Origin of the sequence: Paraburkholderia panacisoli (assembly GCF_008369935.1) — a bacterium.
In the GTDB taxonomy this organism is placed as follows: domain Bacteria; phylum Pseudomonadota; class Gammaproteobacteria; order Burkholderiales; family Burkholderiaceae; genus Paraburkholderia; species Paraburkholderia panacisoli.
Map to the genome: position 1 here is coordinate 1 of NZ_VTUZ01000099.1, position 10511 is coordinate 10511.

General features: G+C 58.8%; 7 protein-coding genes and 2 pseudogenes. 4 read left to right on the forward strand and 5 right to left on the reverse strand.

Translation table 11 applies throughout. The features are described from left to right. Positions 1–346: 346 nt before the first annotated feature. Positions 347–583 carry a hypothetical protein gene (locus tag FVF58_RS50185; protein ID WP_149676868.1) on the reverse strand — a complete coding sequence of 79 codons (237 nt, stop codon included), beginning with the start codon at positions 581–583 and terminating at the stop codon, positions 347–349. 111 nt (positions 584–694) lie between these two features. After that, positions 695–811: pseudogene (locus FVF58_RS50190) on the reverse strand (DUF1488 family protein); the annotation flags it as partial. Between the two features lie 1903 nt (positions 812–2714). Between FVF58_RS50190 and FVF58_RS50205 the strand changes: the two are divergent. Then, positions 2715–3560 carry an alpha/beta fold hydrolase gene (locus FVF58_RS50205; RefSeq protein WP_149676870.1) on the forward strand — a complete coding sequence of 282 codons (846 nt, stop codon included), beginning with the start codon at positions 2715–2717 and terminating at the stop codon, positions 3558–3560. A 437-nt stretch (positions 3561–3997) separates the two neighbouring features. On the opposite strand, the gene FVF58_RS50210 is transcribed toward FVF58_RS50205, so the two are convergent. After that, positions 3998–4825: an SDR family oxidoreductase gene (locus FVF58_RS50210; protein ID WP_149676871.1), complete on the reverse strand. Its 828-nt coding sequence runs from the start codon at positions 4823–4825 to the stop codon at positions 3998–4000. A 100-nt stretch (positions 4826–4925) separates the two neighbouring features. On the opposite strand from FVF58_RS50210, the gene FVF58_RS50215 reads away from it, so the two are divergent. After that, positions 4926–5840 carry a LysR family transcriptional regulator gene (locus FVF58_RS50215; protein WP_149676872.1) on the forward strand — a complete coding sequence of 305 codons (915 nt, stop codon included), beginning with the start codon at positions 4926–4928 and terminating at the stop codon, positions 5838–5840. A gap of 360 nt (positions 5841–6200) precedes the next feature. On the opposite strand, the gene FVF58_RS50220 is transcribed toward FVF58_RS50215, so the two are convergent. After that, positions 6201–6476 carry an ElaB/YgaM/YqjD family protein gene (locus FVF58_RS50220; RefSeq protein ID WP_149676873.1) on the reverse strand — a complete coding sequence of 92 codons (276 nt, stop codon included), beginning with the start codon at positions 6474–6476 and terminating at the stop codon, positions 6201–6203. A gap of 117 nt (positions 6477–6593) precedes the next feature. Then, the gene (locus tag FVF58_RS52215) at positions 6594–6755 is read right to left on the reverse strand and encodes a hypothetical protein (RefSeq protein WP_188131230.1); all 162 of its coding nucleotides are present in this window, start codon (positions 6753–6755) and stop codon (positions 6594–6596) included. 1083 nt (positions 6756–7838) lie between these two features. Here FVF58_RS52215 and FVF58_RS50225 point away from each other — a divergent pair. Both FVF58_RS50225 and FVF58_RS50230 read left to right on the forward strand, forming a co-directional pair. Next, entirely contained in the window at positions 7839–9059 is a 1221-nt protein-coding gene (locus FVF58_RS50225; protein ID WP_149676874.1) for an RtcB family protein, read from the forward strand. Positions 9060–9774: 715 nt separating this feature from the next. Then, positions 9775–10275, forward strand: a pseudogene (locus FVF58_RS50230) (group II intron maturase-specific domain-containing protein). Positions 10276–10511: the final 236 nt, after the last annotated feature.

A 10511-nucleotide genomic window follows, 5' to 3' on the forward strand; every position in this document is an offset into this window, starting at 1 on the left:
AGCGCTCCCACATCAGCGCCTTCTGCGTCTCGCTGTAATAAATCCGGCGTCGCTGTTTCATCTGCAACACTCCCACTGCTTGCGCAGTCTTAAGTGTGTTGCATCCACCGGTTGAATCCGCCGGTGCGGAGCCGACATTTGAATGCCCGCATGAAGGCGCGGGCCAACGTCCGCAGTTGGCCGGTCACTGCCTGTTGGCGATCGGCTGTCGCAACCACAAGAGACGGTCGCCGCGTCTAGCAACAGACGTTGACCAGACCCTCCCGGAATCATCGACAACCAGATACCTCTGGCCGGTTACCCGGCCTGATGACCAGGCGTACCGGGTCGAAGACAAAAAGATGGATCACTCAATTGGGCCAAGCAACACGTCGATCGCGGCTTGTCCGGCGATTTCGGCAACCAGGTAGGCCCATCGTTCAGTGAAGGGGCCGTTGCGCAGCGGTATGCAGCCTCCCCGCGCGCCGAGCACCCCGAGGTTAGCGCCGCCTTTGATCTGAAAAGTCACGTCAAACATGTCTTCAGCAGCCGGAGTCAATTCGACATGAATCTCGAAACTGCGATACGCGATCACTCGGTGCATGAGAGACAACCTTGATCGGTTTGCACAGCTGCTAGCGACGCTTCGAACAGCCAGACCGGACCGTGGCCTTCATCAAATCGAGTATCGATTCTGCGGACTACGAACGCCTTTGAGCGTTGCGCTGTCGACCTCGAACGTGATTTCCCGGGAATCGTCATATCCCCAGAAAAACACGCAATGCCTGGCGGCATCGTAGCTTCGGCTCGGATTCGGAAAATGGAGCGCCACGATCAGCTTTTTGTGCTGTTAGCGGAATATCGCCACTTGCTTACTGTGGAATCGATGAGTGAATAATTGATGCGCCTCTGATCTGCCCGGTTAACGTCCTCAGCCTTGAGAACGAGAAGCTGCGCCCGGCGATCCCGGTTGTGCGCAGTCTCATTTGCCGCGAGAGGAAATGCTTTCTTGATATCTAATCGCATGACGACCTCTGAAAGACCGGCCCACATAGTAAGGACGGTCTGCTCACTGTATACCCTTCCCGCCGTGCGAACTCCTTTTATTCGTTACCTTATGATGAACAAAGTGCGGGTTCCTGGGCGGCCCGAAACGGGCAGTGTCGGCACCGACGCAACCATACGCGGGCCTGAATGAAAGGATTGTCGACGAACACAGTCAAGATGTAGAAGGTCCGTTGTTGGCCCAGACGGTGCCAAAACGCGTAGCAACTGGGAAATTGACGAAACCTGTCTCGGCGCGGATCGCCACATGTCGATTGCGGCAAGCCGAACGCCAAATTACAGCAGCACGCATCCCGAAGGCGCAACGGGTCTAAATGGGCGTCACGCCCGCATCGCCTTCACAACTTTGCGTTGCAAATGAAGTCTTACTTGCCGAAGCGACCATCAGCCGTTGCGCTCGATGTTACGGTCTTCGGGACGAACACGGTTACTCCTGCCTGGTGACACTCGAGTAAGCTGTGTTTCGCGAAACTTCGAGTTGACAGCTGCATACATTGTGGAGCCAGCACACTGAGCCAGGACGCCACAGCTTCGTTTAGGCACACGTGTCGTCGAGTGCCTTTCTACGGGCTCAGCTCGTTTTCTGTCTCGACAGGGGGTCGTGTTTTTGGGGGTGGTTTGCTATGGACATTCGGTGTCCCACATTTTTCCAAGGCCGCTACGGCTTTTTTAGCGAGCGCAATCGTTTCGTCGCATGCGGCAGGGTCGTCGGCGATTGACTTGCATCCGCCGCCCTTATTGACGCGCGCCAATGCGTTGTGTGCCTTCGCGAGGGCTGCTCCCGGAGAACCGTTGTCCGAAATTAGCGCCGCTACATTAAATGCGCTGCCGGCCGGGGTAACGACCCAGTTTGGACAAGGAGATTTCGCTTGGGCGCCGATGGCAACGAAGATTAAGAAAAGTCCAGCGGCCGGCCAGCGGCGGAGCCATAACTTGGGTAAATGAATCATAAGCACCACCAGGTCGGCTTTTTAACGATTTATTGGCTTCAAAGTAAACTTACATTTATTTCAATTAATCGTTTTACATGGAGCGTTGCTTTCATTTAATAATTTTAATATCTGCCTGAGGGCTTTACGATATGTCATCGACAGGTAATTGCAAGCAAATCCATCAGCGAAATCTGAGGTTCACCAGCCGCTAAGGTAGAGCGGGAAGGTGATCGCGGACGACGATTGAGGTCAAGTAGCAGAGAACCTACACAAACCAGGCGCCCAGCATGATTCGTGACGACTGCTTCGGGTCCGGATAAGGCAACCCGTTTAGAGAAGCCTTTCCTGAAGCGGCTTAAGCGGGCACTCAGAAATGTCCGTTGTATATGCGGACCCGGTCCGACGCGGACCGCGATCGCTCGCTCCTGGAAACGTCTATGCGCGTGGCGCAAACGGGCCCGGTTGAGCCGGTCTCCAAGGGTTTCCGACCGTCCGCTTATCGTCCGACATAAGTTCGATCAACGTTGGGACATCGATCGGCGCTCGGCCGCCTCGGAGGCAGCGAAAAGGATTCGCTCATCCTAGTGTGCGCCATCGCACAAAAATTCACGTTCATTTCGGTGTCAACTACCACACGCTTCTTGTTGCCGCCCTTTTTTGGATGACCGGCTTCCTGAAGTAGCGTCTGCGCTCGTAGAACAATCATCCCATCGTCAAAATGCCCCCAAAGGATACGAGATGAAAGCGAATACTGGCAGTTCATACATCACCACCGCGGACGGAACCCAAATTTTCTACAAGGACTGGGGGACGGGTCAACCATTGGTCTTTCATCATGGCTGGCCTCTCTCCGCCGACGATTGGGATGCCCAACTGATGTTTTTCCTAGGGCAAGGGTGCCGGGTGATCGCTCATGATCGCCGGGGGCACGGGCGCTCGACCCAGACAGTAAGCGGCCATGACATGGACACCTACGCCGCCGACGTCGCCGAACTCGTCAAGGTGCTTGATCTAACGGATGCGGTGCACATCGGTCATTCTACGGGCGGTGGCGAGGTGACGCGCTATGTCGCCCGGCACGGCACCGGCAACGCACGCGTGGCGAAGGCGGTACTCATCAGCGCGATTCCGCCGCTCTTCATGAAGTCGGAAAAGAACCCTGACGGCGTTCCTAAGGAAGTTGTCGACGAGATCCGCAACGGCACGGCGAACCATCGCTCCCAGTTTTACAAGGACATCACGATTCCCTTCTATGGCTTCAACCGTCCTGGCGCGACGGTCTCCGAAGGCATTCGCGAGAACTGGTGGCGGCAGGGCATGATGGGCGGCATCAAGGCCCAATACGATTGCATCGAGGTACTGTCGCAAACCGAGTTCTACGACGATCTCGCGATAATCGATGTTCCCGTACTAGTGATGCACGGCGAGGACGATCAGATCTGCCCTTTCCTGACCACTGGAGCAGAGTCTGTCAAGCTATTGAAGCACGGGACGCTTAAATCCTACCCAGGATTGCCGCACGGAATGCCGACAACCCATGCAGAGCAGATCAACGCCGACCTGCTGGCGTTCATCAAGGCCTGATTGGCGTTCCAAGCCGGGCTATGTCTAGGCTCTCGTCCAACCGGCATTGTCATGCAAAGCCTCCGCCGTCGGCTGAACTTTGGCGCTGAGACTGCAGAAAAAGGAAGCTCTCGACCGCCAATTTCAGGGTGCTTGACTGGGTGTTCCCGCGGCCGCTTTGGTGACTGGAGCGGTCGCTCATTTGCGGCAAGCGATCGTCTGTTCGTGGCCGACAGCACCTGCTGAGATGCGGCGCCATAAAGCTGCCGCTGGCCTGTGCGAGTTCATTCGACTAGCAGCTTGCGGTCGACCGGGCCGAACGAGTACAGTCGGCCACGTCGGGTCATTGGGTTGTTCAGAAGTTCGCTTGCTCGAGTGTCTCGTTCGCTCAGGAAGTCGCCATTGGGAACGTAGGGCGTGAATTGCGTTCGGGGCAAATCGAATCGCTCACCATTCGACTACGCACCTTCCATCACCGACAACGCGATCTCCTTCTGCGCCTCCAGGATCTCAAGCTGCCTCGTCAGCGATGCGCGTATCGATTCGTACGCGGACTTGCCCAGCGCAAGCCGCAACGGTGGGAACGGACTGTCGATCGTGGCGATCATCACGTCGACTGTCTTCGCTGCATCCGCAAATTCGAAGTAGCCAGCGTCGAGCGCGCGCCGGATTTCACTGACGGGCGTGGCGTCGTACGCGCTCATCGGCTCCGCGCGATCGAGGCTAGCGCCGAAGTTCGTGCGTGTCGGACCGGGTTCCATGATCACGAAGTCAATGCCGAACGGACCGACTTCCTTCGCGGCCGCCTCGACGAAGCCCTCGATCCCCCACTTGCTCGCGTGATAGACGCTAAAGGCCGGATAGCCGATTCGTCCGCCCTCCGACGACACCTGCACGATGCGCCCACCGCCTTGCTCTCGCAGACGTGGAATGATCGCGCGGATCAACTGGATTGAACCCGTCAGATTCGTCGCGATTTGCCGTGCGATCTGAGCATCGCTCAGTTCTTCGGCCGCACCAAAGAGGCCATAGCCCGCGTTGCTGACAACGACATCAATGCGCGAGAGCGCCGCAAATGCCTGCGCGACGGCGGCTCTAATGGCATCGACGCTCGTCAGGTCGCATTCCACGATATGCAGACGGTCGCCGTATTGCGCCAGCAGATCGTCCAGTGCACGAGGCTTGCGCAGCGTCGCGACGACGCCGTCACCGCGGGCGAGCAGTTGTTCCGTTAGTCCACGACCCAGGCCGCTTGAAGCGCCCGTTATCAGCCAGTTCTTCGTCATGCTCACTCTCCGTTGGAAGGATTGAGAGTTCATGCTAGAACGCTATGATTCGTTGGAGAAGCACCGCTAATCGGCATCATATGTTGAAGGAAATTCACCAATGAGCAAAGCGACCCTCGCCGATCTGCGTGCTTTCATGATCGTCGCCGCGCGGCGCAGCTTCGTGCAGGCCGCGGGCGAACTGGGCGTATCGCGCTCGGCGCTGAGCCATGCGATGCGCGGGCTCGAAAGCGATCTGGATGTGCGCCTGCTGCACCGGACCACCCGCAGCGTGTCGCTGACGGAGGCGGGCGAGCGACTGCTCGCGCGTCTGCGCCCCGTGCTAGGCGATCTCGATCATGCGCTCGACGATGTCGCGCGCGACGACAAGGCGCTTCGCGGCACGCTTCGGATCAATGGCAGCGACGGAGCGATCCGGCAACTGCTGCAGACCGTCGTGCCGCGCTTTCTGGCGCGGTATCCGCAGATGGAACTGGATCTCGTCTCGGAAGGGCGGTTCGTCGATATCGTCGCCGAAGGCTTCGATGCAGGCGTGAGGCTCGGCGAGGCCGTACACAAGGACATGATCGCGGTGCGCGTCAGCGAAGATTTGCGCTTTCTTGCCGTGGCGTCGCCGCGTTACCTGCGCAAGCATGGCCGGCCCGCCGTGCCGGAGGACTTGCAGACGCATCGATGCATCCGGCAACGTCTACCTAGCGGCAAGCGCTATCGCTGGGAGTTCACGCGTCACGGGCAGCAGTTCACGATCGATCCGCCCGGCGCACTCACCCTCGACAGCAACGCGCTGATGCTCGAAGCAGCGCTGGACGGACTCGGCATCGCATACGTGCCGGAGCCTTATGCGCGTGACGCGCTGGTACGCAAGCGGCTCGTCGCGGTGCTGAGTGACTGGTGCCCGTTCATTCCTGGCCTTTTCCTCTATTTTCCCGGTAACCGGCATATTCCTGCGGGGTTGCGGGCGCTTATCGACTTGTTGAGGGAGTTTCCCGGAAGCGAGTCCGACGTGTCCAGGTAATTCCCGCAAACCCTCGCTTCGCACTGCTTTTGAAGCAACCGTGGGCCGCGCCTAGGCTTGATCGGCTACTCCACCCCGGAAGCCGCCCCAAGAGGTCGAGTTGCGTATTCGGTTTCAGTGAGACCGGTCACTCATGGTCACCGCTACCAGGGAGAGGGAGCGTCCTCAGATTCATCGGATCGCGTGCTCGAAAGCTGCGAAATCCGATACAAGCCTGGTTGGCCCCTGACCTTTGTCCGTATTGCGGTGTTTGTGCTGCACGATTGCCGTGTCTCTGTTGTACCGCAGTTCGCCAACGATCTCGCAGTCCTACATTTTTCAGACGCTTCCCAAACTGCTCATCTGCGAGATCAATGCACGTCAGTCGCGATTGATCAGCAGACCTACCAGCACCCCAAAGCCGGCCCCCATCCCGATGGATACCCACGGATACTCGTGGACGAAGTCGTCGGTCGCGCGGGCAGCGATTTTGCCGTTTTCGACCACCACGACCTGCACAGCCGTGGCCTTTTTCCTGGCGCCTTGCAGGCGTGCCAGCGCTTTTTCATGTAGTTTGGGAACCCTTTCGCTGGGAGCGCTTTCGGTCTGTGGGACCTGATTCCCCAAATCGGTGGGCTCGGCATTGGCATCAGACATTATTGTCTCCCTGTTGGTTTACAAGTGAACACGTCCGGATACGTGAAGCTAATTGCATGTTGACACGCAATTGTGGCATTGCAATTGGACCTTAGTCCTAGTCCGCTTACCATCCGGTCAGATGGCTGCCAAGCTGATAATAATCACGATCAAAACGTCCGCAGATTTCAGCGTACGCTGATGTTCGAACGTCAGTCTCGCCAAGCCGGCACTGGTCTGATGAATACGCGAGAATGCGACGCCCGTTCGAAGATCCGCTGTTTCATGCTCATCGGTCATCCGAATGTTCCCACGACTGCGCGGGCCAACGGCCGCTGATGCAGCGGGTCCGCCTCCTGACCTTCGTACTGCCAGCGACGCGGAAATCCGTTCCGAAGCGCAGTGGATCATGAAGGAACTGACCCTTCGGCCGACGGCGGATCCCCATCCGTCTAGACGTCTGATCCTCCCGCCTCTGATCCACCGGCTCATCAGCACTGAGTCAGTCCAGCATCAGGCAGGCAAGTTTCCGGCCAACCCACAAATATTGGCGGACTACGAGAGCTACTAAATCACACGGCCTGTCTTCGGCGCGTTGGCGTGAGACACGTTAAAGTCGATTCCAATTTTGTTCGTATCCGCAAACGCTTATCCACTTAAGCTGCACCGAGGCCAAGGTACGGACGCGACGCGAGCTCATACCTTTACGGCCGCACGTTGACAGAGTTGACACGGTCTACGATGACCCTTCCGACAAGATTTCCAGCGGAGCGGCGGTTTGAATGGCTTTCTGCACGCGATGGTGAAAAACCGAAGATGGCCGGTCTCGGCCGGCAAAACAGCTCGCTCGGGTCAGACATCGTCGCGACGCTTACTGTCGCGCGACCAGCCTTCGAGATGACGACTCCCCTTCCCTCTCGTTGACGTCTGAACGGGTCCCTCTTCGACACGCGCCGAGCGAAAAAGCGGGCGAAGCAGTCCGGGTTACATACCGAAACGCAACCAGAGAGACTTCTTGTCGAGTGCTCCCCAAGCGGCTGTCGACCTTGCCGTTCGCTGGCACAACGGGATCTACCGTTTCAACGGCCAGGCTCGCGCCCGTTGACGGCATCGCAAGCTCGGTGGTGCAGTTCGAATTTGCACCGTGTGCGTCGACGATTCAGCGCGCACCGATTGGCGACTCTCGAAGCAACGATCCAGCGCGGCGGCGTGAACCAATGATTGATCCGATGGCACGGATCGCTGGCGATGAATCATGGGCCAGGGTTTGATGAAGACACTCATGACGTGCAGGTTGTCGAAACAGAAAAACCGGCTCACGCTAACGTCGTACGCCGTGCACTGACCCGTGCCGATGAGCGAAGCTGACGAAGGGACAGCGACATGAGCCTGGTCGATTATCAACTAATGGAAGTGGCAAGCGGCAAGGCCGTGAAGATGTGGACACAGGGCGTCGCGATTGAGGAGGCGGCTTGCCGGCAACTGAGAAACACGGCCCGCATGCCGTTCGTGTTCAGGCACCTTGCCGTCATGCCGGACGTCCACGTGGGCAAAGGGTCGACGATCGGCAGCGTGATTCCGACACAAGGCGCGATCATCCCGGCGGCGGTGGGCGTCGATATCGGCTGCGGAATGATGGCGGTTCGCACGACGCTGACGGCCGCGGACCTGCCCGATTCGCTTTCCGGCGTGCGCGGCGCGATCGAGCGCGCCGTGCCGCACGGCGGTGCGCCGGGGCGACGCGACCCGGGTGCATGGTCGCGTCCGCCGCCGGCCGTCGACGACGCCTGGAAACTGCTGGCGCCCAGTTTTCGGCGCATCGTCGACAAGTATCCTCCCCTTGCGCGCACGAACAACCACGCGCACGTTGGCACGCTCGGCACCGGCAATCACTTCATCGAGGTATGTCTCGACGAAGATGACGGCGTCTGGTTCATGCTGCACAGCGGATCGCGTGGCGTGGGCAACGCGATCGGGAGTCTCTTCATCAAGCTGGCCCAGGCCGACATGCGTCGACACCTTGCGAATCTTCCAGACAAGGATCTCGCGTACTTCAAGGAAGGCAGCCGGCACTTCGATGACTACGTGGAGGCGGTCGGCTGGGCACAGGAGTACGCGCGCTGCAACCGTGAGGTCATGATGAATGCCGTGATCGACGCGGTGCACACGACTATCGGAAAACCCTTCACCATCGACGAGCACGCTGTGAACTGCCACCACAATTACGTACAGAAGGAACGGCACTTCGGCGCCGACATGTTCGTAACGCGTAAAGGGGCGTTGTCGGCGCGAGCGGGCGAGTTCGGCATCATTCCGGGTTCGATGGGCGCGAAGAGCTTTATCGTTCGCGGCCTCGGCAATGAAGAGAGCTTCTGCTCATGCAGTCACGGCGCCGGGCGCTCGATGAGCCGGAAGGAGGCCAAACGGCGCTTCACGGTCCAGGATCAAATCAGGGCGACGGTGCATGTCGAATGCCGAAAGGATGCAGGGGTCATTGATGAGATTCCGATGGCCTACAAGGACATCGACGCGGTGATGGCCGCGCAGCGGAGTCTGGTGGAGGTGGTACATACGCTGCGGCAGGTGGTTTGTGTGAAGGGTTAGGCCCTGATTGGTTTGCGACCACCGCGAAGGCGCCGAATCCGGATGTCGGTCGTGGGTCAACCCTGGCCTCGTGATCTGCTCGCAACCGGCCATTCGCGGCACGGCAGTTTGAGCGTGCGCGCAAGCGGCGAACGGCAGGAGATGGACCCACTGCGGTTCGTCGACCGGGCGCGACCTCTACGGCGGCTTCAGGTCCAACGGACATTCGCTCGCGCGGGCCGACTGCCGCTTACGGTATTTCCTGCCGTTCGATGGCCAACCGTGACAGGCCCGCCGGAAGCCTCTTGCCTGTCGCTCACGACACCATCGCAGCGGATGTCAGCTTGCGGCTGAGGCAAACGTGTACTGCAGCCGTGAAGCTTCAGAACGCCGTTAGGCCGACCATAAAGAAATCGAACTCGACCCGAGAGCACTGCCTTAGTACGCAGGGTTGCGACACCTCTTAGTCGAGCCACGCAGGGCTATGTCGAAACGGCGTCGAGGTTCAAAGCGCTCAGAAACCGTAACGCCCACATAATCTCGTTCCCCGTAGTCAGCGCCAGCAATGATCGGTACGCAGCTATCAACGGTCGCGCACAGCAGCACCGCAGACGGCGGTGGGCGCCGGTGACAGTAGGTCGCCATCGTTATACGAGGAAATCGTGGTCTGGAACTCTCGGAAGAGAAGACCCGGATCACGAACGTTGCGGAGGGTTTCGATTTCCGTGGCCAGAATGTGCGCAAGTACGACGGCAAGCTGTTGATCAAGCCGGCAAATAAGAGTGATAAGGCGCTCCTCGACAAGGTCAGGGAAATCATCAAAGGCAACGCGAGCGTCACGCCAGAAGCGTTGATACAGAAACTGAACCCGGTCATCCGGGGATGGGCGATGTAACACCGTCACGTCGTGGCGAAAGCGAGCCTTTCCTCGATAGACTCGCACATCTGGCAACTGCTCTGGAAATGGGCAAAGCGTCGACATCCCATGAAAGGAGCACGGTGGGTACGGGCGCGATACTACCGGGTCGACGGACACCGGTCCTGGGACTTTGCTACGAAGGGCCCGGCTAATGGCAGCATCAGCGGGTTTCGGCTCTTCCGCGCAATGACGATCTCGATTGTGAGGCACGTCAAGGTCCGGGGACTGGCTAATCCATTTGATCCGGTGTGGACCGCTTACTTCGCCCGCCGTCGAATTGCGAAACGTTCCGTCAAGTTGTTCGGTACCACTCCATAGTGCTGACGAATGGCTTGAGCCGGATGCGGGGTGACCCGCACGTCCGGTTCTTAGATCCTATGTAGCGTGAGAGTCGTCAAGGCCCGAGTCGTAAGATTGACGTGGCCAAGGCTTGCTCAATGGAGGGGCATCATGGACGCAAATCACGCTACCGAACCTCATGCTGAAGACGTCATACTGGCGGTTTCGCTCGAACTGGCCGTCGGAAAGTGGAAGGTGGCGCTGCACGATGGCCG

Coding starts and splice junctions, on each gene's coding strand:
- FVF58_RS50185 (WP_149676868.1), bottom strand. CDS start 583: ATGCACCGAGTGATCGCGTATCGCAGTTTCGAGATTCATGTCGAATTG.
- FVF58_RS50205 (WP_149676870.1), top strand. CDS start 2,715: ATGAAAGCGAATACTGGCAGTTCATACATCACCACCGCGGACGGAACC.
- FVF58_RS50210 (WP_149676871.1), bottom strand. CDS start 4,825: ATGACGAAGAACTGGCTGATAACGGGCGCTTCAAGCGGCCTGGGTCGT.
- FVF58_RS50215 (WP_149676872.1), top strand. CDS start 4,926: ATGAGCAAAGCGACCCTCGCCGATCTGCGTGCTTTCATGATCGTCGCC.
- FVF58_RS50220 (WP_149676873.1), bottom strand. CDS start 6,476: ATGTCTGATGCCAATGCCGAGCCCACCGATTTGGGGAATCAGGTCCCA.
- FVF58_RS52215 (WP_188131230.1), bottom strand. CDS start 6,755: ATGACCGATGAGCATGAAACAGCGGATCTTCGAACGGGCGTCGCATTC.
- FVF58_RS50225 (WP_149676874.1), top strand. CDS start 7,839: ATGAGCCTGGTCGATTATCAACTAATGGAAGTGGCAAGCGGCAAGGCC.